The following is a 26,912-nucleotide window of genomic DNA, read 5'->3' on the forward strand; positions in this document are numbered from 1 at the left end:
GCTCGACACGCGCTCTGGGACAAATGCTAATGGATCAACGTCACGCTGCCCAGCATAACCGCATCAAGATGTTAGGACGACGCCAGCAGCGAGGGTGTTTTGATGCATTCCAACAGAACGCTGCGCAGCGCATGGGCGGCTACCGAGAGTTCTTCTTGCGTGAGAATGCCCACTCGACAAGCGATACTGGGTGCTTCAAGGGGTACGCAGTGAGCCCCTAGTTCGTGCATTTGCCGAATGCACATCGATGGGACAGCGCTAACCCCCAGCCCCTCCGCCACCATACGGCCCACCGTGGCTAGCTGATGGCTCTCGAACGCGACGGGAAGCGCCATTTGGCGCTTCCCGAGTTCCTGTTCCAATAAACGCCGTACCATCGAAGGGCGCTGAAGTGTCATGAAGTCGTGCGCCAGGAGCTGCTGCCAAGAGAGTGAGGTGGAGCCCGCCAGCGGGGAGGAGGAGGAGACGACGGCAACGAATCGATCCTCAAAAAGCGGCGTAAAATTCAAGCTACCAGTGCCTTCCGGAGCAAAGGCAATGCCAATTTCTACCTGCCGAGAGCGAACCATCTCCATCACCTCTTCATTGATGACGTCATGAACGGTGACGTTGATCTTAGGGTACTGCTGGCGAAACTTGATCAGCGCGCTTGGCAACAAGTTACCGGCAAATGAGGGCATGGCGGCCACGCTGAGTCGTCCCAGCTGGAGGGTGAAGCGCTGACGCAGCCGCTCTTCGGTATTGTCCCATTGGGCTAGCAAATGCTTGGCGAGAGGGAGTAGGGACGCTCCCTCGGGGGTAAGTCTCACGCTTCGCGTACTGCGGATGAGTAGTTTTCCGCCGAGAGAATCCTCTAACCCTTTGATAGCTAGGCTCAAGGCGGGCTGTGAAAGGTGCAGACGCTCGCATGCTTGAGTGAAGCTGAGGGTTTGCGCTACAGCCAAAAAGGCGCGAAGCTGCTTAACGGTCATGGCGTCTCTTTATAAGTTATTAAAATAAATTGATAAGAAAAACAAACTTAACAAATATATCATCCGAGACAACACTGGCAATAGGGCGACAGCCGAGCTAACGCTGCTTACACTGTTTCAATCAGTATTCTCGACACCGAACCGTATTCAACAACAACGTGAGGCATGACAATGGCAGGATTCGATAAGCGTGTGGCTTCCTACGAAGAAGCAATGGAAGGCATCGAGAGCGGTATGACCGTAATTGCCGGTGGCTTTGGGTTATGTGGTATTCCTGAAAACCTGATTGCCGAGATCAAACGTCGTGGCGTCAAAGACCTTACCGTGGTTTCCAATAACTGTGGCGTGGATGGTTTTGGTTTGGGCGTACTGCTCGAGGACCGCCAAATCAGTAAAATCATCGCCTCGTACGTGGGCGAGAACGCCCTGTTCGAACAGCAGATGTTGAACGACGAAATCGATGTTGTACTGACGCCACAAGGGACGCTTGCCGAAAAGATGCGGGCAGGCGGGGCGGGTATTCCTGCATTCTATACCGCCACCGGCTATGGCACGCCGATTGGTGAAGGCAAAGAAGTACGGGTCTTTGATGGACGTCATTACATTTTGGAAGAGGCGATCAAAGGCGATTTTGCAATCGTCAAAGGCTGGAAAGCCGACCGGTATGGCAACGTCATGTATCGCCATACGGCACAGAATTTCAATCCCATGGCAGCAACCGCAGGCAAAATTACCGTCGTTGAAGTTGAGGAGATCGTTGAGCCAGGTGAACTGGAGCCCAGCCAGATTCATACACCGGGAATCTACGTCGATCGCATAATTCAAGGTACGTTCGAGAAACGTATCGAGAAGCGCACCGTGCGTAGTTAAGCGAAGAACGCCAACAATCAACCCATGACTAAGACAAGAGGTGGCACCATGGCTTTAACTCGTGAACAAATGGCGCAGCGTGTAGCGCGTGAATTGCAGGATGGTTTCTACGTCAATCTAGGTATCGGTATTCCCACGCTGGTGGCCAACTATATCCCGGATGGCATGGATGTCATGCTCCAGTCCGAAAATGGGCTGCTAGGAATGGGGCGGTTTCCCACCGAGGAAGAAGTAGATCCAGACATGATCAATGCGGGTAAGCAGACCGTTACTGCCCGACCAGGGGCGGCGATTTTCTCCTCCGCTGAGTCGTTTGCCATGATTCGCGGCGGTCATGTGGATTTGACCGTTCTGGGTGCGTTTGAAGTCGACCAAGAGGGCAACATTGCGTCCTGGATGATACCCGGAAAGCTCATCAAAGGCATGGGCGGCGCCATGGATCTCGTGGCAGGTGCAGAAAACATCATTTGCACCATGACCCATGCGTCGAAACACGGCGAATCCAAATTGCTAGAAAAGTGTAACTTGCCTCTGACAGGTGCTGGTTGCATTAATCGTGTGTTGACGGACCTAGCCTATTTGGAGATCAAAGATGGCGCCTTCATTCTCAAGGAGCGAGCGCCAGGCATTAGCGTCGAAGAGATCGTCGAGAAAACCGCTGGTAAACTGATCGTTCCCGATCACGTCCCGGAAATGACGTTCGACGAATAAGCATTTTTCTTTCAGTAGCATAAGGCGTGGGCGAGTGCTCACGCCATTTCGCAGCGAGTGTGAAAGGGCAGCAAAATCTCTGCCACACGTTCGTGATCATCACTGACCTGTTTTTGAATCAGGGCTAATCCACCCAAGCACAAGCGGTGCTCGTCGCCGTCGTTGAAGACCATTTTTTGCGGCATCGCCGGGTAAAAACGGTGCTCGAGTAGATTGGAAACGGAAAAGACACCGTTTTGTTGGCCACTTAGTGGCGGCATGCCGGCCTTCTCTAACTGTTCGTTTAGGGTGGCGAGGGGCGCCTGCATTCGATGGCAGTCGAAACCGGCATGATGCAGCCGAGGCCCCATGACGGCAAGCCAAGCGGCTAGTGGGTGCGCGCTGTATAGCTGTCGGTAGAGTGTCCATGAGGGCATCGGCCAGGGCCTGCCTCGGCACAAAAGATTATGGCCTTTGCAATCAGCCGGGTGGCTTTGATGCACCAGCGTCGTCAACGCTTCTCTGGGTGCTTTCGAAAGCGTGCCTATTTGTAGCTCAGCAAGGACCAGCCAACTGGTATCGTCGCTGGGAGCCATCAAGTGAATCAGCAGCCCTTTGTCAGCCATGGCGTAATACCCCGCCGAGCGGTAGCCCATGCGTGCCAAAGGGAGTCCTAGAGCATTCATGGCGAAGGGGCCGTAATTCAGCGTGACCAGCGTCAAGTATTCTGCCTGGGTGTTGAGCGGCCATAACCTTAAGTTGCCGATATCGGGGTGGGTGTGGACGTAGTCCAGCCACAGCTGTTGTAAAAACTCCTCGCGCTGCATGGGGAATCCTCGCCGCCTAAAGACGTCCGTAAGTCAACGGATAGTTGAAAGGTCAGTATAGGCAAGCAAGGAATTGACAGGTTCAACGGGCTTAAACGGCCAATCTAACGCCTATTAGGAAGCCAGCAGCTGTTTTTCACGCACGAACTGATCAAATTCGGTATAGCCGCCGACGTGCTGCTGATCGACGAAGATTTGAGGAACGGTATGGATGGGCTTACCCGCCGTTTTGGCGATATCGTCCTTGGTGACCCCTTCTGAGGGCATGTCCACATAGCGGTAACCGTCGATCTTGCCGCTGTTTTCAAGATGCTCGGCAAGTTGTTTGGCGCGAACGCAAAAAGGGCACGACATGCGCCCAAAAATGACCACAAACATGGCAGTGACTCCTTTACGATATGAGCGTTAAATGAAAATCGATGCTCATTGTGGCGTAGGGAGCGCTTTTTAGCCAATAGCGCCACGCTACGTTTGCTATAAAGCACACCAATCAGCGACATAGATCAGGAGAATCCATGCAGACCTTGGCACCGCATGAGTATGGACATTTAGCCGAGCTGGCTAAGTGTTATCGCGATGATCATTTGGCAACGCTGAAGCAGCAGCCGCACTTCAACCCTCGATTAGGGGTGGATGCTCTCTGTTTTCAACATCTCGACACGCGGATTAGCGGTGCTAGCGTCATGGCGGGTGCACTGATTACCCCCTGTGAGCTGTGGTTGGTGGCGTTACCGGAACAGGCTACGTTACAGGCTCCGCTGGATTCGCAGTGTGTGCTGGCGCTGCCATCTGGCCGTTATGCGTTGGTGTTGGAGCGTTTGTCTACGGGTATCGAGCTCTACAAGCGAAAAATACTGGATGACTTGAGCGATCTAGAGTCTTTGCAAGAAACGGCTCGCCTCGCCCAGCGCATGATGCAGCAGTTGATGACGCAGCCCAGCGCTGCTTATGCGTCGCCCGAGTAGGCAGAAGCAGTAGGTGGCTCCTATACTCACCAACGTTTATCTCTTCATTTTCATGTACGTCATAAAAGGAAACTGGGATGGCATCGCAAAAAGCGACAACACCACGGGTTGCCGTGGTAACGGGTACCAGCAGTGGCATCGGGGAAGCCGTCGTTCGACATTTCTGTGAGCAGGGGCATCAAGTATTGGCCGTCGACTTCAACCCGGCTGGTAAAGAGATTGCGGAGGCAGCAGGTGCCGCGTTCTATCAAGCGGATCTTACCGATCCCGATGCGTGTCGTGGCGCGATCGCCGAGGCGGTCAAGCGTTTTGGTGGCGTGGATATTCTCGTCAATAACGCAGGCATTCAGCATGTTGCTTCGATCGAGACTTTTCCTGAAGCGAAGTGGCGCCAAATCATCGATCTGATGCTGACAGCCCCTTTCCTGCTCACCCAGGCCGCCTGGCCTTACATGCGTGAGAAGGGTTGGGGCCGTGTGGTGAACATCGCTTCTATTCATGCGCAGGTGGCGTCACCAGGCAAAGCGGCGTATATCAGCGCCAAACATGGCATGATCGGGTTGACCAAAACCGCAGCGCTGGAGGGTGGCGAGCAGGGCATTACAGCAAATGCGATTTGCCCAGCATACGTGAAAACGCCGCTGGTCGATAATCAGATCGCGGATCAAGCGAAGCTCAATCATATGGATGAGCAAGAGGTCATCGAGAAGATCATGCTCAAAAATGCCGCCGTCAAACGCCTCATCGAACCATCCGAAGTGGCTCAGCTGGTGGCTTATCTGACCTCGGACGCGGCAGGGGCCGTGACGGGGGCTAGCTGGAACATCGACCTTGGTTGGACGGCGCACTAAACAGTGCCGATTGCCTGCTCTCCTAAAAGACTCATGGGGGAGCAGGCTCAAAAGCTTAGCGGCGAACCGGACGTTTTTGCAGTTTGCGCTGCAGCGTGCGGCGGTGCATGCCCAGTGCCCGAGCTGTCGCTGAGATATTGCCGTCGTGCTCTTGTAGCACTTTTTGAATATGCTCCCAGGTGATCCGGTTGATGGAAGGAGGGTTGTCTGCCAATTCCACATTGGGATCGGCATCAGGATGCTCGAACGCTGTCATCACATCATCTGCATCCGCTGGTTTGCATAGGTAGTTGATGGCGCCCAGTTTGATGGCCTCGACTGCCGTCGCGATACTGGAATAGCCGGTCAGCACCACGATACGACAATCGGGCACGGCAGACAGGAGATCGGGCAGCAGTTTGAGTCCAGAGCTGTGTTCCAGCTTCAGGTCCAGAGTGGCCATGGTCGGCTTGAAGTGTGACGCAGTGCTCAGCGCTTGATCGGCATCATGCGCGACCATGACCTCAAATCCTCGCCGGGTCAAGGCGCGGCTCAGTACGTGGCAAAACATCTCATCGTCATCGACAATCAGCAGGCGCTGCGCTTGGTTCTGCATACTTCCCTCGTTTGTCTTGATCACTGTTGCCTCCGCTTAGTTGGGCGCTGAGCCGCGTGGCAGCGTGACCTCGGTCAGCGTTCCACCTTCGGGATGATTGTACAGGCTTACGCCGCCGCCGAAGCGGTTGATGGTGGCATGGGTGAGAAACAGGCCAATGCCCAACCCTTTGCTTTTGGTCGAGACGAACGTATCACCTAGCTGGTCGGCAATCGACATGGCCACGCCTGGGCCGTGGTCGCGTATATCGATGATCACGCTGTCGTCTTGCCAATCCAAACGAATCGCGATGTGTTCAGGGTTGGCGTCTGCCGCGTTATTCAATAAATTGGTCAGCGCCTGGTCCAGCGTGGCATCTACCGCTAGCCAGGGTCGGCCGCGGCGCTCTGCGACGTCGAAGCGATGACTGACATCGGGACGAATGACCAGCCAGCGCTGCACCACGCCCGCTAGCCATACTTCGGCGTCCAGCACTTCGGGCTCGGCCATGCGCCGACGGTCGGCACTCGTCACCAAATGCTGCAGGCGTGACTTGCAGATATCGACCTGCTGACGTAACAGCGCGATATCCTCCTCCAGTGCGCTATCTCTTGTTGCATCGGCCTGCATCTCCTTGAGCAGGACGGCCATCGTCGACAAAGGTGTGCCCAGCTCGTGGGCAGTGCCCGCCGCTTGGGTGGCAACGGCCAGTACCTGCTCGTTACGAAGGGCGGCTTCACGAGTACGCGATAGCGCTTTGTCACGACTGCGCAGTGCATGCGCCATTTTATAGATAAAAAACGTCACGAGCCCAGCCGACAGTCCAAAGTTGAGCCACATGCCCAAGATATGCAGGCTCAGCGGTCCTTCGCTACTGATATGGCCCAGCTGTGGAATCGGGTGATAGTAAAACATCAAGAAGCTGTAACCGGCCATGGCACAGGCTGCGATGATCCAGGCGTGCCGCCAAGGCAGCGTTGCAGCTGCAATGGTGACAGGGACCAAGTAGTACGTAATGAAAGGGTTCGTAGAACCACCCGAAAAATAGAACAGCAGTGTCAATCCGGCGATATCGGCCAAGAGATGCGATAGGTACTCGCCATGGCTTACGGCCTTGGGTCGGCCTAACCGCCACCAAGTGGCAATGTTGAGCAGCCCCATGGCAATGACCACGCTCACTACGGCCGTGACGGGTAGGTCGAATGCCAGGAGTTCGATGCCAACGATGATGGCCATCAAAAAGCCCGTCCAGGTGATCCCCCGAACGATGGTAAGCCGAACCAGGTTACGATTGGGCGTAGAGAGCGGTAAGGGCAGGGCAGTAGGCATGGTTCGACTTATTTGCTCGATGTTTTGACGCTATGAATGACGAACTTGATGAAAAGTGTCATGACAAACGTCAGCCAACCCGCCGATGCTAGCAGGTTGAACAGCAATATTTTGGGAGGAAGCCACGCCGAACCGAGGAGTGCCTCCAGCATGATATGAAAAAACATGGCTAGCAATAGCGGCAAGGCAAGCGTGTGGATCCACATGTCGGTGCGGCGTTTGCGAATGTGATAGCGACGCAGTAAGTGGCGTAGCGGCCTATGTGCCCAGCTAAAGAGTACCAGCGTTGCCACGACGAACATCACCGCAAGTGTCGGTTCGGTGCTTTGACGGTGCATCGATATGGAAATGGACCATGCAAGCCCCAGCCATGCCAACCCTTCCAGGCTGGCAATGAAATCTGCATAGCGGCGTACGTTCTGCATAAACAACTGAATCCTTGATCTTACAGCGTGGCGTCATGATACGACACTTGCGCGGACCTGTGGGAGCACGCGCAGATTTATCCTAACGGCGTATTGGGTATACTGTGGCCGCTCGCAGATCCCCTTCACCCAGATCAATAGGATTCGCCGTGGACGCTATTACTTTGACCCGCCCTGACGATTGGCACCTACACTTGCGTGATGATGAGGCACTTCGTGCCGTGGTGGGGCACACCGCCGCACAAATGGGTCGCGCGATCATCATGCCGAACCTAAAACCACCGGTGACCACGACAGAGCAGGCCGTCGCGTACCGCGAGCGCATCCTTGCCGCTTTGCCCAAAGGCAGCACCTTCGAGCCGTTGATGGTCCTTTACCTGACGGATACGACACCGCCCGAGGAGATCGAGCGTGCCGTCGAGAGTGGTATCGTCAAAGCCGTGAAGCTATATCCAGCAGGGGCCACGACCAACTCTGCCTCGGGTGTGACAGATATTGCTCACTGCGACGCCACCATTGCCATGATGGCAAAGCTGGGTATGCCGCTGTTGGTGCATGGAGAGGTCACCGATCATGAGATCGATATTTTTGACCGGGAAGCGGTGTTCATCGAGCGCGTTATGAAGCCGTTGTTGGCGCGACACCCTAACTTGAAAGTCGTATTCGAACACATCACCACGCAGCAGGCGGCGGAGTTCGTGGCTAGCGCGCCTGATAACGTGGCGGCTACTATTACTGCTCACCACCTTCTTTTCAATCGCAACCAGATGTTGGCTGGTGGTATCCGCCCTCACTACTATTGCCTGCCCATTTTAAAGCGCGAGCAGCATCGCCAAGCGCTGTTGAGAGCCGCTACGAGCGGAAGCCATAAATTTTTCTTAGGCACCGATAGCGCGCCCCATGCCAAGGGCGACAAAGAGTCCAGCTGTGGCTGCGCGGGTGCTTACACCGCCCCAGCCGCCATCGAGCTCTATGCCACTGCCTTCGAACAGATGCAGGCCCTCGACCAGTTGGAAGCGTTTGCGAGCTTGAATGGGCCACGCTTTTACGGCCTTACCCCGAATGCGGATAGCATCACTCTCGAGCGTCGTGAATGGACGCTGCCAGCGAGTTATCCCTATGCGTCTGGACAAACCATCGTGCCATTACTGGCGGGCGAGACGTTGGCCTGGGCGATGAAGAAGTAGCGGCTAAGTAGCATAAGTGCTCACATAAAGTGCTCTTAACAAAGCACTTTCAATGGAAAACGGAGCCTGGGTGGCTCCGTTTTTTTATGCATGGGCGAGCGACGAATATGAGCCGGGTTTACTGCTGTCCTAATGTCAACAGCATTTGATCGACCATGCGCGAAGAGTGGTCGGCCGCGGTATCGAGAAACTGCTCGAAAGAGAGGTGATTGTCGCCGCTGCCGGGGATGTCGGAGAGGGCGCGAATGACCACGAAAGGGCAGTCATAGAGGTAGCACGTTTGGGCAATGGCCGCGCCTTCCATCTCGACGGCAAGCATGGAGGGGAATTGAGCGCGTGTGGCGGCTACTCGATCTGGATCGGCCATGAACGCGTCGCCTGTAGCAATCATCCCTTCACGCACGTTGACTTCTCCCAGAGCGGCAATGGCGCCACGAGCGATCTCGCGTAGGCGCTTATCCGCAGGGTAAGCGGCGGGCATGCCGGGCACCTGGCCTAATTCGTAGCCAAAGACGACGGCATCGACATCGTGATGGCGAAGCTCATCGGAAATGACCACATCACCAATGGCCAAATCGGTGGCAAAACCGCCTGCTGAGCCCGTATTGATAATGGCATCCGGCTGGTGACGCTCGAGTAAAATGGCCGTGCCTACCGCTGCGTTCACTTTGCCGATACCCGATTGCAAAATGACGATCTCTAGGCCATGGCGCGTGCCGGTATGAAAGACGAAACCGGCGTGTTCGTAGCGTTCAGCGTTTTCGAGCTGTCCCGCTAAGATGCTCACTTCCTGCGCCATAGCGCCAATAATTCCAATGCGTTGCACGGGTATTCTCCGTCCTGATGCGTTGAGTACAATCGAAGGGCATTCGGTCTTTACGATTGCTGGTCGTGGCGTTCAGCCGCTTCTAACGTGTTCTCTAACAGTGTGGCGACCGTCATGGGGCCCACCCCCCCCGGAACAGGCGTGATGTGACTAGCGCGCTCGGCAGCGGCGGTAAAATCTACATCACCTACGAGAGTGCCATCTGCCTGGCGATTGATACCTACATCGATGACCACTGCACCCGGTTTGATCCACTCACCCTTGACGATACCTGGTTTGCCCACGGCGACGACGACTAAGTCAGCGCGGCTGACGTGACTGGCCAAATCTTGTGTAAAGCGGTGACATACCGTCGTGGTACAGCCCGCCAACATGAGTTCCAACGCCATGGGGCGACCAACGATATTGGAAGCGCCTACGATGGTGGCATCGAGTCCGCGCACTTCGACACCGCTTTGGGCCAGCATGGTCATGATCCCTTTGGGCGTGCAGGGGCGTAGCGAAGGGAGTCGCTGAGCCAGTCGACCCAAGTTGTAGGGGTGGAAGCCGTCGACATCTTTATCTGGGCGTATACGTTCGAGAATGGGTCGAGCATCCAAATGGGCTGGCAACGGTAACTGAACCAGGATGCCATCGACAGTGGGATCAGCGTTTAATTGGTCCACCAGCGTCTCGAGCGCTTCTTGCGAGGTGTCGGCAGGTAGCGCATGTTGAAAAGAGAGGATGCCTGCCTGTTCGCAGGCACGGTGCTTGTTGTTGACGTAAACATGAGAGGCGGGGTCCTCGCCGACCACGACAACGGCTAGTCCGGGAGCGCGAGCGCCCGCTTGCTGGCGCGCCGCGATGAGATCGGCCACGCGTTGACGGACATTAGCGGCGATGGCTTTACCATCGATGAGTTGGGCGGTCATGTAATGAGATCCCTATGCGGTTTAAAAGCGAAGCAATGACAAGCGCCGACGACAAGGCGCGTTTTAAAGAGAAGGCGATTTTCGCATGGTAGGACATCAAGGCAAAGCGCCCAGCGAATCAATCACTTTAAGTGTTGACTTTAAAATCAGAAATAGTAATATATGCCTCGCTTGAGACGGGACACGCAGCAGCGTCTAAAGCAAGCAATCGGGATGTAGCGCAGTCTGGTAGCGCGCCTGCTTTGGGAGCAGGATGTCGGGGGTTCGAATCCCTCCATCCCGACCACTTGCCTAAAACGGAAGGTGTTAATCTGCTTCTCCAAATTTTGGTTGTGGTCAAGTGCTCATCCGTATTCTTTGGATACATCATGTGCGCCCATAGCTCAACCGGATAGAGCAACGGCCTTCTAAGCCGTAGGTTGCGGGTTCGAGTCCTGCTGGGCGTGCCAATCAAATACGTATCCGTGTTTGTTTTCCAGTCGGATGTTATCAAGCGCGCTTTCGTCAGTGGTGGATGTAGCTCAGTGGTAGAGCCCCGGATTGTGGCTCCGGTGGTCGTGGGTTCGATCCCCATCATCCACCCCATTGACGAACAAGCGTATTGTTTTACAGGTTGTGGTGGATGTAGCTCAGTGGTAGAGCCCCGGATTGTGGCTCCGGTGGTCGTGGGTTCGATCCCCATCATCCACCCCATTAACCTGATCGCTGTTTTCTTGCCTCTCATATTTTCCCTCTTTTCTTCTCCTTCCTTTTTGTGCTTCTTCTTATTTGTTCGGCCGTTTTGTTTATCTCGGCATGACTTTTATCCGTCCCTCCGCTGTCACGGTGATGGGCTCCGGTTGACCCAGTAAATACCCCTGCGCGTAATCGATTCCCAGTGAACGCAGCGTGTCCAATGTCGATTGATGTTCGACGTATTCGGCTACCGTGTCGATGTGCAGAGCTTTCCCAACCGCATGAATGGCTTCTACCATCGCGCGATCGATAGGATCGGTATGAATATTGCGGATGAAGCTGCCATCGATTTTGAGGTAGTCGACGGAGAGTTGCTTCAAGTAGCTAAAAGAAGAGAGACCGGTGCCGAAGTCATCGAGGGCAAATCGGCAGCCTAGAGATTTGAGCGACTGAATCAGTTCGCTCACCTTGGAGAGCTGTGCAATCGCAGCGCTTTCGGTAATTTCGAAACATAGGGTGCCGTCAGGCAGACTGGCACCACGCACGTGCTGTATCAGCTCCTGACAAAAATCGCTGTCTGATAGGGAGTCCCCCGATAAATTGATCCCCCACTGGCCAATGGTATCTCCCTCAGCGCAGCGATGGCGGTCACTCAGCCAGGCGAGCGTATTGCGCACCACCCAGCGATCGATGCGGGGCATGAAGTGATAGCGTTCAGCGGCAGGTAGAAAGCTGCCAGGAGCGATCAGTGTGCCGTTCTCCTCCAAGCGCAGCAAGATCTCTCGATAGCCTGAGTGATGACCGTTAACCGCGGTAATAGGCTGTGCGAACAAGCGAAATGTATCGTTATCCAAGGCATTTTGCAGCCGCTGAACCCACTGCAACTCTCCATGACGCTCTAGTAGCAGATGATCGTCCGGTTGGTAGCAATGAAGACGATTTCGACCCGCTTCCTTGGCGGTATAGCACGCAGCATCGGCGGCGTGGAGTATGTCCGACAGACGCATGGCGTGCTCGGGCGTCATCGCGACCAAGCCGATGCTAACGCCAATGCCAAAGGTGTGGCCTTGCCATGCAAAGCGAAAATGTTCGATATCGCGACGAATCGCTTCACAGATGATATTGGCCTTCTTCATCGGGCAGTGAGTCAAGACGAGCGCAAATTCGTCCCCGCCTAGACGAGCAACCGTATCGCTATCCCGAACGTGTGCTTTCAGTTTTAACGCTATCTGTCGCAAAAGCTCATCCCCCGCCAGGTGTCCGCAGGTATCGTTGACGATCTTGAATTGATCCAGATCGAGATAGCAGAGCACGTGGTGGTGCTTCTCCTCCTGGGTGAGCAGTTTGGTCATCAGCGTCTCGAAGGCTCGCCGATTGAGGAGCCCTGTCAGATTGTCATGGGTCGCCTGGTAGCTGAGCTGTTCCGAAAGTTGTCGGGTCAAACTAACGTCTTGAAACACCACCACGGCACCAAGAGTCAGGCCACCCCTCGAACGAATCGGGGCAGCGCTGTGCTGAATGGGCACGCGTTTGCCGCTATGGTGCAGTAGCTGGCAATGCTCGCTGAAATGCACCGCACGATGTTGGGTCAATACCTGTCGCGCGGGATTGCTGATGGGCTCGTCGCTCAGCTCGTCGCGAAGCTGATAAACGGTGTGAATCGGTTTGTTCGTCGCTTCGGTGAGCGTCCACCCTGTTAGCCGTTCGGCCTCACCATTGATAAAGGTAATGTTACCGCTGGCATCACAGGTGATCACGCCGTCGCCAATGGACGCTAGCGTGGTACGGGCCAAGTCTCGCTCTCTATTCAACTGCTCCTGAAGCTGCTTGCGCTCGGTGATGTCGCGCACCATGCCAGAACACTCTGAAGCCGAGCCGATAGCACCTTCACTTATTTGGAGTTCCAAGTAACGCACTTGCTGGTCCTCCAGTCGAAGCTTGATTTCATGCTTAGCGCCAGGGGCGAGGGGGGTATGGGGAAGCAGCGTGGTCACCGGACGACCAACCAGCTGTTCGGCGTCCACGTCGAACAGTGCTTCTGCGCCGGGATTCAGTCCCGTCAGTGTTCCATCGGCTTGCCAAGTAATGACACCATCGCGCAGGTTGCGCAGCATGACCTGCGTATGTCCCACTGCGCGTTCCAGCGCCGCTGATACACGGTTGTAACTAGCGGCGATTTCGCCTACTTCGGTGAACGGGTCCGCTTCGATCCGCTGGCGCATATCGCCCTGCCTTTCATGCTGGCGCATATGCTCGAGGAGTTGGTGGAGTTCGTTCTTGGCGCCATGCTCGGCGAGGTTGAGCCCCATTTTTTCCGCGTCCTCAGAGACCCGCAGAGGAAGAAAGCGACGTGTGATGCGAAACAGCATCCAGGCCATGCCAAAACTCCAAAGGCCGCAGGTCAACACGCCGAGTAGTTGAGTCCCAAATTGCTCCATGCGGCTAACATCGTTGCCGAGTCTGCTCATGTCCGCGAACCAAGGAAGGGCGAGGGTGCCCCACACACCGCTAACCAAATGAGCTGGGATGGCGCCTACTGCATCATCGATACGCTTTTTCAGCAGCCATTCGCTGGCCAGTACCATCAGCACGCCGCTTACGCTACCCAGTAAAAAGGCGGCATGGAGTGACAGCGCATGAGCACCTGCCGTGACGGCCACCAGACCAGCGATGGCCCCGTTGATGGCATACATGACATCGGCGTAGCGGCGCACCCGCCAGCCCACCAGCAGGGCCGATAAAATGCCGCCTACGGCACCCAGCATGGTGTTGGCGATAATCCCAGGCACGGAGCTATTCAGCGCGAGTGTGCTACCACCGTTAAATCCAAACCAACCCAGTATCATGAAGAGCGCCCCCAGCATTGCCAGCGGCAAGTTCCCCGCTGGAAACGCGGTGGGGGGATGATCGATCTGAAAGCGCCCTTGGCGCGGACCAATGACGATTACGGCTGCGAGGGCTACCCAGCCGCCAACACTGTGCACCACGGTCGCCCCGGCAAAGTCGATGAAGCCAAGTGTGGCCAACCAGCCAGGCATGCCTCCCAGTAAGCCGCCCCAGGCCCAGTGGCCGAACACCGGGTAAATCAATAGGGCAATCCAAAAGGCGGTCCATAAATAGCCAAGGAAGGGCATGCGCTCGGCAACGGCGCCTGCAACGATGGTAGCGGCCGTGGCGCAAAACATGGCCTGAAAGACGAAGACCGTCATGAGCCATGCGTTGGTAGGTTCCAATTGCCAGCCAAACAGGGAGCTGCCTAGCCATCCCATTTGCGAAATGCCAAACATCATGCCGAAACCGGCTAGCCAGAAAACGCTAACGGCAATAGCAAAATCCGCCAAGTTCTTCATTGCTACGTTGATGGCGTTTTTCGTGCGCGTAGTGCCCGCTTCCAAACAGAGAAAACCTGCTTGCATGACGAAGACGAGCGCTGCCGCCCATAGCACCCAAAGCGTGTCGATCAAGGTGGAGTCGAAGCTATCGGCCATGGTGTTTTCCTTGTACTGTTTTGGTGCATCGCAGACATGAAGGGGGTGCAAAGAATGTCGAGTTGCTTCTCATGAACGCAGCGTCCAGCCTAAAAGTGTCCATAACGATGGAGTGGCTCAGGTAGTGTTAATGGTAATGAAGCAATTGTTGTGCCGCAGATAGTGAAGTCATCCTTTATTGCGCTTTAAGCGTGATAAATGACTAAAAATGATAGATAAAACAGTTTTTATGACTGTGCAAATGCGGTTTGATTGGTGATATTTTTCAATATGTTAACCATGCTGCTCACAGTATGAGTCTGAACAATATCCAGATAGAAAGGAGTGCATCAAAATGGCGCGTCAAACGGTGGTGTTGGGGGCAGGCATGGTAGGGGTCAGTATTGCTTGGCAGCTGCAGAAACGTGGCCATCAAGTCACGCTGGTCGATCGTCGCCAACCTGGCCGAGAAACCTCGTTTGGTAACGCGGGCATCATTCAGCGAGAGGCGGTTCGGCCCTATCCGTTTCCTCGCGATATGAAGACCATCCTTAGCGTGTTGCCTAATCGTCGTGTCGATATCCGTTACCGGCCCGCCGGAATGGTCAATGCCGCTTCACCGCTGCTGAGCTACTGGCACCACTCCTCATCTCGGCTTTATAAAAAAATCGTGCCCGAGTACGCTTCACTGATTCAGCTTTGCCTAAACGCCCATGGCCCGATGATCGAAGCGGCAAAGGCCGATCATTTGGTGCGTAAGGAGGGCTGGTTGGAGATATATCGCACTCAAGCGAAGCTCGATAAACGCATTCAAGAAGCTGAAGAGGCCCGCGAACTCTATGGCGTCGAATTTGCTGTGCTCGACCGCGCTGCGTTAAGCGTTAAAGAACCGCAGCTTGGTGATGACATTATTGGTGCCATTCACTGGCTCGACCCCTGGACCGTTGCTGACCCCGGTGGCCTGGTGGCGGCGTATGCGACGTCATTCGAGGCCATGGGTGGGGAGTTGTTACAGGCCGATATTACCGGCGTCACCCAGCACGGTGAGCGCTGGACCGTAACGACCAACGCAGCGTCGTTAGAGGTAGATCAAGTCGTCATGGCCTTGGGGCCGTGGGCGGGCCAGTGGATGAAGCCGCTGGGCTACCATTTCCCAACGTTCGTAAAGCGCGGCTACCACATGCACTATGCGACTCAGCCAGAAGCGAAGCTGAATTACTGGTTGATGGATGCCGAAGTTGGTTATTTGCTGGCACCTATGAATGCGGGAGTGCGCTTGACCACTGGCGCGGAGCTGGACCGTCTTGAATCCCCTGCCGATGAAGAGCAGTTGGGCGCTGCTGAGAAAGTCGCGCGCTCGATCTTTCCACTTGGGGAACGCAAGGACAGTGCGGCATGGAAAGGGGCTCGTCCATGCCTGCCGGACATGAAACCCGTCATTGGCCCAGCACCGCGCCATCCCGGCCTTTGGCTTGCGTTTGGCCATGGCCACCAAGGATTTACTCTGGGACCTGCGACTGGCCAATTACTAGCGGATATGATGGAAAATAAACCAACGGCCATCGATATGAGCCCCTTCCGTGCGGATCGCTTTTAAACGCCTTGTCGCACGTCTTTACATAATCACGCGGGAGAAACATGGCTCCGTCGGTTTGGGTTTGCTAGGCTATGAATGTCATCTATAGGAGCGAGGTGTAGTATGGATGTAGCTGCAAGTAATGCCGTCAGCACAGCGCTGTACATGAATCAGGCGCAAACCGCTGAGCAAGCGCAAATGCAAATGTTCCGCGAGGCTCTGGACGTTCAAGCTGAGCAAATCACTGAAGTGTTGGCCTCTGCTGACACCGGTGCTCAGCCGAACCTTGCTCAAGAGGGTAGCGTGGGCACCCAAGTGAATACCTACGCCTAACGCTTGCTCTTGTTGAGTGCTTGCCTCAATAGACCCAAACGCCGACACTGTCGGCGTTTTTTTGTGCACTGGACGTTACTCACGTGGTGGTATGCCGTTGTAGGCGACTTGCGTTACCATAGGCCTATTGCGTCGAGGATTTGGCGCCAAGTTTTAAGTCATCACGTTGCACCTTCTTAGAGAACTCCATGTCTGACGCCCAAATAGCGCGCGAAGCCGAGCTGCGCCGTACTTTTGCGATTATTTCGCACCCTGACGCCGGCAAAACCACGATCACAGAAAAGATGCTGCTGTTCGGGAATGCCATTCAGCTGGCGGGGTCGGTGAAAAGTAAACGTAATGATCGCCACGCAACGTCCGACTGGATGAAGATGGAGCAGGAGCGCGGTATTTCGGTCACTACCTCCGTGATGCAGTTTCCTTACGGCGGCCGTATCGTCAATCTGCTGGATACGCCGGGTCACGAGGATTTCTCCGAAGATACCTATCGTACCCTGACAGCGGTGGATTCTGCGCTGATGGTCATCGACGGCGCGAAAGGCGTCGAAGATCGCACGATCAAGTTGATGGAAGTATGTCGTTTGCGCACGACGCCCATTCTGACGTTCATCAATAAAATGGATCGCGATATACGCGATCCCATCGAAGTCATGGATGAGGTCGAAACGGTCCTCAATATTCAGTGTGCGCCGATGACGTGGCCGATCGGGATGGGGCGCCATTTCAAAGGGGTGTATCACCTCTACAATGATGTCATCCATCTTTACACGCAAGGGCAAGGCAACCGTATTCCTGAGGATAAGCGAATTGAGGGATTGGATAACCCTGAGGTAGACGCGATCCTGGGCGAGGAGCAAGCCGAAGAGCTTCGCATGGAGGTCGATTTGGTGCGCGGCGCGTCTCACGAATTCGACTTAGAAGCCTATCGTCGTGGTGAACTAACGCCGGTCTATTTTGGTACCGCCATGGGTAACTTTGGCGTGCGTGAAATGTTGGATGGCTTCGTTGAGCATGCGCCATCACCACAACCTCGCGAGACCGATACCCGCGAAGTGACCGCGAAAGACGAGCGATTCACTGGTTTCGTCTTCAAAATTCAAGCCAATATGGATCCGAATCATCGTGACCGCATTGCGTTTCTGCGCGTCTGTTCGGGTAAGTATGAAAAGAACATGAAAATGCGCCATGTGCGCATTGGTAAAGACGTCAAGATCGCCGATGCCCTGACGTTCATGGCCTCGGACCGCTCTCAGGTAGAGGAGGCGTGGCCTGGCGATATCATCGGCTTACATAACCACGGCACGATTCAGATTGGCGATACGTTCACCGTCGGTGAAGATATGCGCTTTACGGGGATCCCTCATTTCGCTCCTGAGCTTTTCAAGCGGGTTCGCCTAAAGGATCCTCTCAAGATGAAAGCGCTGCAAAAAGGCCTGCAGCAGCTCTCTGAAGAGGGCGCTACGCAGGTATTCATGCCGATGGACAACAACGACCTGATTCTGGGGGCCGTGGGTACGCTTCAGTTCGATGTGGTCGCCCACCGTTTGAAAGAGGAGTACAAGGTCGACTGCCTTTACGAGGGCGTCAATGTGCAAACCGCACGCTGGGTCTATTGTGACGACGCGAAAATGCTCGAAGAGTTCAAGCGTAAGGCAAGCGCCAACTTGGCTATCGACGGTGGTGGCTATCTAACCTACATCGCGCCGACGCGGGTCAACCTGCAAATGACCCAGGAGCGCTGGCCAGACATTCGTTTCCAGCCAACCCGCGAGCATTAATATCCGCAAGGGGGATAGATGCTGATAGACGCCCACTGTCATTTGGACGTTGCGGAGTTCGAGACGGACCGTGATGCCGTCATCGCCGCTGCGAAGGCCGTGGGCGTCTGCCGCTTCATCGTGCCTGCGACGGTGCGGCAGCGTTGGCCGCATGTGCTGGCGCTCGGCGAGCGTGACGATGTCCGCATCTGTCTCGGGCTTCATCCTTACTTCATTGAGCACCATCACCCAGATGATTTGACGGCTCTCGAGGCGCTGGTCACCCAGCAGCTCGAGGGGGCGCCTAAGGACCGGCCGGTGGCGATTGGTGAGTGCGGTATCGATGGTCGTTTTATTGATAGTCTGGACGCTCAGTGGCACTACTTCGATGCCCAGCTTTCTATCGCCAAGCGAAGCCGTCTACCGGTCGTGGTTCACTGCGTCAAGGCCAATGACAAAGTCAGTCAGCGGTTGCGCCAACAAGCGTTGCCAAGGGCAGGGCTCGTTCATGCCTTTTCTGGCTCCTACGAACAGGCCGCCAAGTTTTTGGATATGGGCTACATGCTGGGATTGGGGGGGGCGGTGACCTATGAGCGTGCTCAAAAGTTACGCCGCGTAGTGACAAAATTGCCTGATGATGGGTTCGTGCTGGAAACCGATAGCCCCGATATGCCGTTAAGTGGCTACCAAGGCCAGCGCAACGAACCTTCGCACGTGGCGCAGGTGGCGAAGGTAGTGGCAGAGTTGAGAAAACAGCGCTTCGCAACCGTGGCGGCATTGAGCAGTGCCAACGCCGCCCGGCTGTTTGCATTAGACGATCAGTTCTGAGCAAGCTGAGCGGCTATCTGCTCAGGGTCCAAGCGCTCGATCGGATAGGGAAGCGCCTGCAAGGTAAGAGGTGTTGTCTGCCAATAGACGGTCACGCCGTCTTCCATCACCTTGGTATTCATTACGGCCAGAAGCTCGATGTGCTGATCATCGCTGGTTGCACTGCTGACGACTTCGCCTAACGATTTACCGCTCTCATCCATTAGGGTGGCACCCAGCTCGGGCAGCGAGGCAGTGTGCGCGCGGGCGTGCACGAGGCGCTTCTTGACTTGGCCGCGGAAATGGGCGCGGGCAACGACCTCCTGGCCGGTATAGCACCCTTTCTTGAAACTAATCCCGCCCAACGCTTCCCAATTCAGCATTTGTGGTAGGAACTGGTCCTGCTGAGCGGCCGTGAGCCACGCCAGTCCGCTACGGATATCTGACAGCTTCCAGGCGTTGAGCAATGCCTCGCTGTCTGTCAAGAGATTTTGAGGCTCTTCTTCGAACATGAATAGCCAACGAGGAGACCCTGGGAGGCGTAGCACCGTGCCAGACGTGCTAGTGGCGTGGGTGTAGGGCTGCTTTGGCAACGTCACGCCCAGACAATAGGCCAAGTTTTCGGCTGACTCACTGGCGCCTGCGAAAATGATGTTTTGTGCCACTGATAACTCCGCTTTGTAAAAAGCGGCAAATTTGTTCAGGTGTTTGGCCAGATCATTCGCCAGAGAGGCGTCGAGAATCAGCCGATAATGATTCATCTCGAGCCTACACAGCTGTCCGTTGGCCAACATGCGGCCCTTTGGGGTACAAAAACAGGTAAGCGGCGCAAACGAGCCGTTTGCCAATCCCACTTGCGCGCTGGTTTGACCTTGCAAGAATTTCTCCGCATCGGCCCCTTTGATATCCAGTGCAGCATATTGATCCAAACGTACGGCACTAGAGGGCGGCGTCTTCTCCATGGTCATGGTCGCTCCTGAACATTGTGGGTAAGCATCGTCGATCTTTATCAAAATGTGGGCAGACTTGTTGGATTGCAAGGCCTTGACGGCATGCTAGACTCTTCATTCTGTATCAGGTTTGCATAGGTAATGGTCGTTGCCGGTTACCACGACGCAACCTAGGCAAACACTTTTCCTCAAAAGGACGTTTCATGGCAGTTCAATCATTGAGTTTTCAGGGTGTTACCACCGCAGAACAAGTCAACAAAATTACCACCGCTCTGATGATGTTGGATGGCGTCGATAGCGCTGAAGTGGGGCGCTATGGTGCAGAAGTGGAGGGGCGCGCGAAACGAGACGCTCTCATCAAGGCCATTGAAAAACTCAACCTGCGCATCAAGGTATCGTAAATGCATCTGCCTATCGTGGTGATCAGTGAACGAAATAGCGCCTTTCGTCAGCGCGTCGAGGTCAACGGCATGGATGACCTCTTCGCGGACGTGCCTACGGTGGTAGGAGGAGATGAAAGCGCTCCAGATCCCCATGACTATTTTGATATTGCGCTGGGAACCTGCAAGGCGATCACGGTCCAAATGTACGCCAAACGTAAGCAGTGGCCGTTGGAAGGGGTGACCGTCACAGTGCAGCGCGATGACAGCGGCGAACGCCAAGGTCACTACAAGCTGGACGTGACGTTAGAGCTTCATGGCATCAGCGTTCCAGAGCAACGCGCTAAACTGGAGGAGATAAGCCATCGCTGCCCGATCCAACGCCTGATGACCCAGGCGACGATCGAGATAGCCACCCACACCGTGTAGGCCCATTCACCAATAGGAGCAAAGATGAGCAAGGAATTTCGTCTGCAGTCAAAATTTCAGCCTGCGGGCGATCAGCCTGCGGCCATCCGCGGGTTGATTAGCGGTTTGGAATCCGGGCTTGCCCATCAGACGCTGCTTGGTGTCACCGGTTCGGGTAAAACCTTCACTATGGCCAACGTGGTTCAGCAGTTGCAACGACCCACGATCGTCATGGCGCCCAACAAAACGCTAGCAGCCCAGCTTTACGGGGAGTTCAAGTCGTTCTTTCCTGATAACGCCGTCGAGTACTTCGTTTCGTATTACGACTACTACCAGCCAGAGGCCTACGTGCCTTCTTCAGATACGTTCATCGAGAAAGACGCTTCGATCAATGACCATATCGAGCAGATGCGCTTGTCCGCTACTAAAGCCCTGTTAGAGCGTCGGGATGCGCTGATCGTCGTTTCCGTATCGGCGATCTATGGTTTGGGGGACCCCGATCAGTACTTGAAGATGCGTCTTCATTTTACACGCGGTGAACTGATCGATCAGCGTGCGTTTTTGCGCCGTTTGGCCGAGCTTCAGTACACCCGTAATGATATGGATTTCCGTCGCGGTACCTACCGCGTGCGGGGCGATGTCATCGATATTTTTCCAGCGGACTCGGACGAAGAGGCGGTGCGCGTCGAGCTGTTCGACGACGAAATCGACTCTATTCGTTTGTTTGACCCGCTGACCGGCGATGTTCGTGGTCAAGTACCTCGCATGACGATCTACCCGAAGTCCCACTACGTGACGCCCCGAGAAACCATTCTTGAAGCTATCGACGCCATCAAAGCCGAGCTCAAAGAGCGCTTGGAGTGGCTGCGTCATCACGAGCGTCTGGTAGAGGCTCAGCGGCTAGAGCAGCGAACGCTCTACGACATCGAGATGATGCTCGAATTGGGCTACTGCAACGGGATTGAAAACTACTCGCGCTACCTCTCAGGCCGTGCTCCTGGCGAGCCGCCTCCCACGTTTTTCGACTACTTGCCGGATGATGCGCTGCTGTTTATCGACGAGTCACACGTCAGCGTGCCTCAAGTGGGAGGGATGTACAAAGGCGACCGTTCGCGTAAAGAAACGCTGGTGGAGTATGGATTTCGCTTGCCGTCCGCGTTGGATAACCGGCCGATGAAGTTCGAGGAGTGGGAGTCGATCTCACCCCAAACGATTTTCGTGTCGGCGACACCTGGGCCTTACGAGGCCGAGCACGCAGGTCAAATCGTCGAGCAGGTCGTGCGACCAACGGGCTTGTTGGATCCGCAGATCGAAGTGCGCCCGGCCAGTTCGCAGGTGGACGACCTGCTGTCGGAGATTGGCTTACGTAACGCCGTTGGCGAGCGCGTGCTGGTGACAACGCTGACCAAGCGCATGGCGGAAGACCTGACGGATTACCTCGACGAGCACGATATCCGGGTGCGCTACCTGCACTCCGATATCGATACGGTCGAGCGTGTCGAGATCATCCGAGACCTGCGGCTGGGTAAGTTCGATGTCCTGGTGGGTATCAACCTGCTTCGGGAAGGGTTGGACATTCCTGAGGTATCGCTGGTCGCCATTTTGGATGCCGACAAAGAAGGCTTCCTGCGCGCTGAACGCTCGTTGATCCAAACCATTGGTCGTGCCGCACGCAATGCCAACGGCAAGGCGATTCTGTACGGTGATCGAATCACCGATTCCATGCGTAAAGCGATCGATGAGACCGAGCGACGCCGTGCCAAACAGATGGCGCATAATGAAAAGCATGGTATTACGCCCACAACGGTCACGCGCTCCGTGGCGGACATCCTCGAAGCGGCCCAAACGCCGGGTAAAAAGGGCAATCGCCGTAAGGGTAGCGAGCGTAAAGTGGCTGAGCCATCAGGCGGATACGATGTGGCGTCCATGAACCAGCAGGAGCTTCTGGCCGCCATCAGCAAGATCGAAGATGCCATGTTCGAAGCAGCGCAAAACCTGGAGTTCGAAGAGGCTGCCCGGCTCCGCGACCAGCTGCATCAAATGAAAGAAAAACAGCTGGCGCTAGGATAACCGATGCCCGAAGGTCCCGAGATCCGCCGAGCGGCGGATCGCATTGAAAAGCAGATTGGTGGAAAAATTCTCGAGGATGCCTGGTTCGCCTTTCCCGAGCTTGCCAGTCAAGCCAGCTCGCTGATCGGTGTCAGGGTGTCGGCAGTGGACTCGTGGGGAAAAGCCATGCTGATTCGGTTTGCCGACCGTCGTGTGCTTTACTCGCACAACCAGCTTTATGGCGTATGGAAACTGCATGCTGACGACAAGCCACCCAATACGTCGCGCTCCTTACGAGTTCGTTTGGTGGCGGAAGGGCGTGCTGCCAGTTTATACAGTGCTTCTGACGTTTCGCTTTGGGAAGAGGACAGGCTGGCGCATCATCCGTTTTTATCCCGTTTAGGACCTGACTTGCTGAGCCAGCAAGTCAGTGCTGCCGACGTAGAGCAACGTCTTTTGTTACCGGCGTTTAGGCGCAGAAGTTTGGGAGCACTACTGCTCGACCAGGGGCTGGTCGCCGGCCTGGGTAACTACTTACGTTCTGAGATTCTGTTTTTTTCCCAGTTGCATCCCAAGCAGCGTCCTTGTGACCTCACGAGTGAGCAGCTAGCGGTGTTGTCGTCGCGCATCATCGATATTACCCGCACGGCTTACCGAACAGCAGGTGTCACCAATCAGGACGCGTGGATCGAACAAGCCGTTGCCTCTGGTGAGTCTCGCCGCCAATGGCGGTTCAGCGTGTTCGAGCGTGCCGGATTATCGTGCCACCGCTGTGGTTATGTGATTGAGCGTACGACAATAGGGTCACGGCGACTCTATTGGTGCCCTCGGTGTCAGCCACCTCCTTCGCCGTAAATTTTATACCGTTATCTCAATTTTGATGATTCATAATCCTACCAAAGAGCTAAGTGAACAAAGCGCGTAGCCCACTGGATTGGCTGCCGCCTTGGGCCTCAATACGGTATACTTCCCGCACACTTAGACGGCCGCCAAGGCTGCAGCCTAGACGTTAACCGAGGAGCTGTTAATCCATGACCGTGATTCGCCAGGACGACGTGATCCAAAGCGTTGCCGATGCTCTGCAGTACATCTCTTACTACCATCCCAAAGATTTCATTGACGCCATGGCGGCGGCCTACGAGCGGGAAGAGAACCCGGCAGCCAAAGATGCCATCGCACAGATTTTGATCAATTCCCGCATGTGCGCTACGGGTCACCGCCCGATTTGCCAAGACACCGGCATCGTGACGGTCTTCGTACATGTGGGCATGAACGTCACATGGGACGCCGAGATGAGCCTTGACGACATGGTCAACGAAGGCGTGCGTCGTGCATACCAGTTGCCGGATAACGTATTGCGAGCCTCGGTTCTGGCCGATCCGGACGGCAAGCGTCAAAACACCAAAGACAACACGCCCGCCATCATCCACCATAAAATCGTGCCGGGCGATAAAGTCGACATCCATGTGGCCGCGAAGGGAGGCGGTAGCGAAGCAAAATCGAAATTCGCCATGCTTAACCCTTCCGACAGCGTAGTCGATTGGGTAATGGAGCAGCTTCCCAAAATGGGGGCGGGCTGGTGCCCACCGGGCATGCTGGGTATTGGGATTGGTGGCACCGCTGAAAAAGCGATGGAGATTGCCAAAGAAGCGCTGCTCGACCCTATCGATATCCAAGAACTACAGGCTCGCGGTGCCAGCAACCGTGCCGAAGAGCTGCGTCTCGAGCTATTCGACAAGGTGAACAAGAGTGGTATCGGCGCGCAGGGGCTGGGGGGCTTGACCACCGTGCTGGATATCAAAGTCAAAGATTACCCCACCCACGCGGCGAACAAGCCAGTGGCGATCATTCCCAACTGTGCCGCTACCCGCCACGCCCATTTCACGCTGGACGGATCCGGCCCTGTGGCCTTACCGGCGCCTAAGCTCGAAGACTGGCCGGAAATTACCCGTGAAGCGGGCGACAACGTGAAGCGTGTCAATCTGGATACCGTCACCCCCGAGGAAGTGAAAACCTGGCAGCCTGGCGACACGCTGTTATTGAACGGTAAACTGCTCACGGGCCGTGATGCGGCTCACAAGCGCATGGTCGATATGATCGCCAAAGGCGAGCCGCTGCCTGTCGATATGAAAGGTCGTTTCATCTACTACGTTGGGCCGGTCGATCCGGTGGGTGACGAGGTGGTCGGCCCGGCTGGCCCTACGACGGCGACGCGAATGGACAAATTTACCCGTACGATGTTGGAGGAGACGGGGCTATTGGGCATGGTGGGTAAGGCCGAGCGTGGTCAAGCTGCCATCGAGGCGATTCGTGATAACCAAGCCGTCTATCTCATGGCGGTGGGTGGCTCTGCCTACTTAGTGGCGCAGGCCATCAAGAAATCGCGGGTCGTAGGGTTCGAGGACCTAGGAATGGAAGCCATCTACGAATTCGAAGTGGAAGACATGCCCGTTACCGTTGCGGTGGATAGCCAAGGCACATCGGTGCACCAGACCGGTCCGGCCAAATGGAAAGAGATCATTGCTGAAAAAGCGTGATAGGCTGATGCAATAGACGTTGTATCACGACAGGAGCCCCGTTTTAGCGGGGCTCCTGTGTATGGAGCGACGTCGTGAGACCTAACGGATGTTGAGGAATAGCCCATGACCTCTTGGTTGCTAGGGACAGGGATTATGTTGATTCACGTGCTGGGTATGATCTCGGCCGTGATGGCTCTGATGTCGAGTCGCACGTCACAAGGTGCAGTCGCGTGGATCATTTCATTACTGACGTTTCCCTACGCCGCAGTCCCTGCCTACTGGCTATTTGGTCGTCCACGTTTTTATGGTTATGTGACCGCAAGAGGCGCTCGCGATTCGGTACTGCGCCGGGTGCTCGTACGTTATAGGCATAACGTAAAACCTCACGTTGCACACTCTAACAATACCGACATACAGGCCGTCGAGCAGTTGGCCATGATGCCGTTGACGAAGGGCAATAGCACCAAGCTTTTGATCGATGGCAAAGCAACGTTCGAGAGTTTGTTCCAAGGTATCGAACAAGCGCAGGACTACCTGCTCATCCAGTTCTTCATCGTCCGTGACGACGAGTTGGGTCGACAGCTCCACCGACAATTGAGCGCGGCGGCCAAGCGAGGAGTGCGCGTCTATTTTCTGTATGACGAAATTGGCAGCCGTAAACTCAACGACAGCTACTTTAACGAGTTGAGAGAAAGCGGCGTCGAAGTATCGCCATTCCGTTCGTCACGCGGACTCAAACACCGTTTCCAGCTCAATTTCCGAAACCATCGCAAGATTGCTGTAGTAGATGGTAAGCAAGGGTGGATTGGCGGCTTCAATGTGGGGAACGAGTATCTAGGTAAGAGCGCCAAACATGGCCCTTGGCGAGATACCCATTTAAACGTGCAAGGCCCTTGCGTGTTGGGATTACAAGAAGCCTTTTGGGAAGATTGGCACTGGGCAACGGGAGACGTCATTACCTTGAACTGGCATGCAGAGTGCCACCCACAGCAAGATCAGCAAGTAGTCATCGTGCCTTCTGGCCCAGCCGACAAGCAGGATACCGCAGGGTTACTCGTACAGCAGCTGATTCATAGTGCCAATCACCGCTTTTGGGTTACAAGTCCCTATTTCGTACCCGATCAAGGCGTACAAGACTCGCTACGACTAGCCGCCATGCGTGGTGTTGATGTACGTGTGATGATTCCAGAACGGCCAGATCATTTACTGGTGTTTCTTTCCGCCTTTTCGTTTTTGCCTGACATGTTAAGGGCAGGCGTAAAAATATACCGTTATCAACCTGGGTTCTTGCACCAAAAGATCATGCTCATCGATGACTCTTCAGCAACAGTCGGCACAGTGAACTTAGATAATCGTTCGTTTCGGCTAAATTTTGAGATTACGGCATTCGTGCCAAGTGCTGATTTTGCTGCCGATGTGGCCACCATGTTAGAAGCCGATTTTGCAAGGTGTCGCCGTGTAACGCTCGATGAAGTGAGCCAGCGACCTATGTGGAAAAAGGTCGTTTCTCGCGCTGCTTATTTAATGGCGCCCGTGCAATAGAGTCTCAGCGTCACCAACGGACG

25 protein-coding genes and 4 tRNA genes are annotated in these 26,912 nt (G+C 55.2%); 19 read left to right on the forward strand and 10 right to left on the reverse strand.

Going from position 1 to position 26,912, the window contains the following annotated elements; all coding sequences use genetic code 11:
- Positions 1-71 precede the first annotated feature (71 nt).
- Positions 72-971, reverse strand: coding sequence for a LysR family transcriptional regulator (locus tag FHJ80_RS12265; RefSeq protein ID WP_139527486.1), 900 nt, complete (start codon positions 969-971; stop codon positions 72-74).
- Positions 972-1,142: 171 nt separating this feature from the next.
- Here FHJ80_RS12265 and FHJ80_RS12270 point away from each other — a divergent pair, with 171 nt between their 5' ends.
- The gene (locus FHJ80_RS12270) at positions 1,143-1,841 is read left to right on the forward strand and encodes a CoA transferase subunit A (RefSeq protein ID WP_139527488.1); all 699 of its coding nucleotides are present in this window, start codon (positions 1,143-1,145) and stop codon (positions 1,839-1,841) included.
- Between the two features lie 48 nt (positions 1,842-1,889).
- Positions 1,890-2,552 carry a CoA transferase subunit B gene (locus FHJ80_RS12275; protein ID WP_139527491.1) on the forward strand — a complete coding sequence of 221 codons (663 nt, stop codon included), beginning with the start codon at positions 1,890-1,892 and terminating at the stop codon, positions 2,550-2,552.
- A 38-nt stretch (positions 2,553-2,590) separates the two neighbouring features.
- Here FHJ80_RS12275 and FHJ80_RS12280 read toward each other — a convergent pair whose 3' ends face one another.
- Positions 2,591-3,358 (reverse strand): DUF1338 family protein, encoded by a 768-nt coding sequence (locus tag FHJ80_RS12280; RefSeq protein WP_139527493.1) that lies wholly within the window; start codon positions 3,356-3,358, stop codon positions 2,591-2,593.
- A 114-nt stretch (positions 3,359-3,472) separates the two neighbouring features.
- Positions 3,473-3,736 (reverse strand): GrxA family glutaredoxin, encoded by a 264-nt coding sequence (locus FHJ80_RS12285; RefSeq protein WP_139527494.1) that lies wholly within the window; start codon positions 3,734-3,736, stop codon positions 3,473-3,475.
- A gap of 137 nt (positions 3,737-3,873) precedes the next feature.
- Between FHJ80_RS12285 and hybE the strand changes: the two genes are divergently transcribed.
- A complete protein-coding gene (hybE, locus tag FHJ80_RS12290) occupies positions 3,874-4,323 on the forward strand; it encodes a [NiFe]-hydrogenase assembly chaperone HybE (RefSeq protein ID WP_139527496.1) in 450 nt (149 codons plus the stop codon).
- A gap of 77 nt (positions 4,324-4,400) precedes the next feature.
- Positions 4,401-5,174 carry a 3-hydroxybutyrate dehydrogenase gene (locus FHJ80_RS12295; protein WP_139527497.1) on the forward strand — a complete coding sequence of 258 codons (774 nt, stop codon included), beginning with the start codon at positions 4,401-4,403 and terminating at the stop codon, positions 5,172-5,174.
- 55 nt (positions 5,175-5,229) lie between these two features.
- On the opposite strand, the gene FHJ80_RS12300 is transcribed toward FHJ80_RS12295, so the two are convergent.
- The 3 genes from FHJ80_RS12300 to FHJ80_RS12310 are packed head-to-tail and all read right to left on the reverse strand — an operon-like array spanning position 5,230 to position 7,502.
- Entirely contained in the window at positions 5,230-5,769 is a 540-nt protein-coding gene (locus FHJ80_RS12300) for a response regulator transcription factor (protein WP_139527499.1), read from the reverse strand.
- Positions 5,770-5,805: 36 nt separating this feature from the next.
- On the reverse strand, positions 5,806-7,077 hold the full coding sequence (locus FHJ80_RS12305; RefSeq protein ID WP_139527501.1) for an ATP-binding protein: 1,272 nt from the start codon (positions 7,075-7,077) through the stop codon (positions 5,806-5,808).
- 8 nt (positions 7,078-7,085) lie between these two features.
- Positions 7,086-7,502, reverse strand: a complete 417-nt coding sequence (locus tag FHJ80_RS12310) for a hypothetical protein (RefSeq protein ID WP_139527503.1) — start codon at positions 7,500-7,502, stop codon at positions 7,086-7,088.
- Between the two features lie 149 nt (positions 7,503-7,651).
- Between FHJ80_RS12310 and pyrC the strand changes: the two genes are divergently transcribed.
- Positions 7,652-8,689: a dihydroorotase gene (gene pyrC, locus FHJ80_RS12315; protein WP_139527505.1), complete on the forward strand. Its 1,038-nt coding sequence runs from the start codon at positions 7,652-7,654 to the stop codon at positions 8,687-8,689.
- A gap of 118 nt (positions 8,690-8,807) precedes the next feature.
- Here the strand turns inward: pyrC and mtnN are convergent, their stop codons facing one another.
- Positions 8,808-9,515 (reverse strand): 5'-methylthioadenosine/S-adenosylhomocysteine nucleosidase, encoded by a 708-nt coding sequence (gene mtnN, locus FHJ80_RS12320; protein WP_139527507.1) that lies wholly within the window; start codon positions 9,513-9,515, stop codon positions 8,808-8,810.
- Between the two features lie 50 nt (positions 9,516-9,565).
- Positions 9,566-10,426 (reverse strand): bifunctional methylenetetrahydrofolate dehydrogenase/methenyltetrahydrofolate cyclohydrolase FolD, encoded by an 861-nt coding sequence (folD, locus tag FHJ80_RS12325; RefSeq protein WP_139527509.1) that lies wholly within the window; start codon positions 10,424-10,426, stop codon positions 9,566-9,568.
- A gap of 209 nt (positions 10,427-10,635) precedes the next feature.
- On the opposite strand from folD, the gene FHJ80_RS12330 reads away from it, so the two are divergent.
- The 4 genes from FHJ80_RS12330 to FHJ80_RS12345 all read left to right on the forward strand — a co-directional run bounded on the left by FHJ80_RS12330 (position 10,636) and on the right by FHJ80_RS12345 (position 11,119).
- Positions 10,636-10,712, forward strand: a tRNA-Pro gene (locus FHJ80_RS12330).
- A gap of 86 nt (positions 10,713-10,798) precedes the next feature.
- A tRNA-Arg gene (locus FHJ80_RS12335) sits at positions 10,799-10,875 on the forward strand.
- Between the two features lie 61 nt (positions 10,876-10,936).
- Positions 10,937-11,011: transfer RNA gene (locus FHJ80_RS12340), tRNA-His, on the forward strand.
- Between the two features lie 33 nt (positions 11,012-11,044).
- Positions 11,045-11,119 (forward strand) — tRNA-His (locus FHJ80_RS12345).
- Between the two features lie 92 nt (positions 11,120-11,211).
- Here FHJ80_RS12345 and amt read toward each other — a convergent pair.
- Positions 11,212-14,589, reverse strand: a complete 3,378-nt coding sequence (gene amt, locus FHJ80_RS12350) for an ammonium transporter (RefSeq protein WP_139527511.1) — start codon at positions 14,587-14,589, stop codon at positions 11,212-11,214.
- Positions 14,590-14,923: 334 nt separating this feature from the next.
- Here amt and FHJ80_RS12355 point away from each other — a divergent pair, with 334 nt between their 5' ends.
- From FHJ80_RS12355 to FHJ80_RS12370, 4 genes are all read left to right on the forward strand, one after another.
- Positions 14,924-16,165 carry an FAD-binding oxidoreductase gene (locus FHJ80_RS12355; RefSeq protein WP_139527513.1) on the forward strand — a complete coding sequence of 414 codons (1,242 nt, stop codon included), beginning with the start codon at positions 14,924-14,926 and terminating at the stop codon, positions 16,163-16,165.
- Between the two features lie 102 nt (positions 16,166-16,267).
- Positions 16,268-16,477 carry a putative motility protein gene (locus FHJ80_RS12360; protein ID WP_139527516.1) on the forward strand — a complete coding sequence of 70 codons (210 nt, stop codon included), beginning with the start codon at positions 16,268-16,270 and terminating at the stop codon, positions 16,475-16,477.
- A gap of 188 nt (positions 16,478-16,665) precedes the next feature.
- The gene (locus tag FHJ80_RS12365) at positions 16,666-18,255 is read left to right on the forward strand and encodes a peptide chain release factor 3 (protein ID WP_139527518.1); all 1,590 of its coding nucleotides are present in this window, start codon (positions 16,666-16,668) and stop codon (positions 18,253-18,255) included.
- A gap of 18 nt (positions 18,256-18,273) precedes the next feature.
- Positions 18,274-19,062, forward strand: coding sequence for a TatD family hydrolase (locus tag FHJ80_RS12370; RefSeq protein WP_139527520.1), 789 nt, complete (start codon positions 18,274-18,276; stop codon positions 19,060-19,062).
- Here the strand turns inward: FHJ80_RS12370 and FHJ80_RS12375 are convergent.
- The gene (locus FHJ80_RS12375) at positions 19,053-20,009 is read right to left on the reverse strand and encodes a folate-binding protein YgfZ (RefSeq protein ID WP_139527522.1); all 957 of its coding nucleotides are present in this window, start codon (positions 20,007-20,009) and stop codon (positions 19,053-19,055) included. The two genes, FHJ80_RS12370 and FHJ80_RS12375, sit on opposite strands and share 10 nt — an antisense overlap.
- A 185-nt stretch (positions 20,010-20,194) precedes the next feature.
- Between FHJ80_RS12375 and FHJ80_RS12380 the strand changes: the two genes are divergently transcribed.
- From FHJ80_RS12380 to cls, 6 genes are all read left to right on the forward strand, one after another.
- On the forward strand, positions 20,195-20,392 hold the full coding sequence (locus FHJ80_RS12380) for a hypothetical protein (RefSeq protein ID WP_139527524.1): 198 nt from the start codon (positions 20,195-20,197) through the stop codon (positions 20,390-20,392).
- Positions 20,393-20,800 carry an OsmC family protein gene (locus FHJ80_RS12385; protein WP_139527525.1) on the forward strand — a complete coding sequence of 136 codons (408 nt, stop codon included), beginning with the start codon at positions 20,393-20,395 and terminating at the stop codon, positions 20,798-20,800. It abuts the gene before it with no gap.
- Positions 20,801-20,824: 24 nt separating this feature from the next.
- Positions 20,825-22,849 (forward strand): excinuclease ABC subunit UvrB, encoded by a 2,025-nt coding sequence (gene uvrB / locus FHJ80_RS12390; RefSeq protein WP_139527527.1) that lies wholly within the window; start codon positions 20,825-20,827, stop codon positions 22,847-22,849.
- Between the two features lie 3 nt (positions 22,850-22,852).
- Positions 22,853-23,683: an endonuclease VIII gene (gene nei / locus FHJ80_RS12395; protein ID WP_139527529.1), complete on the forward strand. Its 831-nt coding sequence runs from the start codon at positions 22,853-22,855 to the stop codon at positions 23,681-23,683.
- Positions 23,684-23,859: 176 nt separating this feature from the next.
- Positions 23,860-25,365 carry a fumarate hydratase gene (locus tag FHJ80_RS12400; protein WP_139527531.1) on the forward strand — a complete coding sequence of 502 codons (1,506 nt, stop codon included), beginning with the start codon at positions 23,860-23,862 and terminating at the stop codon, positions 25,363-25,365.
- Positions 25,366-25,470: 105 nt separating this feature from the next.
- Positions 25,471-26,889: a cardiolipin synthase gene (gene cls, locus FHJ80_RS12405; RefSeq protein ID WP_139527533.1), complete on the forward strand. Its 1,419-nt coding sequence runs from the start codon at positions 25,471-25,473 to the stop codon at positions 26,887-26,889.
- The last annotated feature ends 23 nt before the right edge of the window (positions 26,890-26,912 follow it).

Source organism: Halomonas sp. BL6 (assembly GCF_006228115.1).
GTDB classification, from domain to species: Bacteria; Pseudomonadota; Gammaproteobacteria; order Pseudomonadales; family Halomonadaceae; genus Vreelandella; species Vreelandella piezotolerans.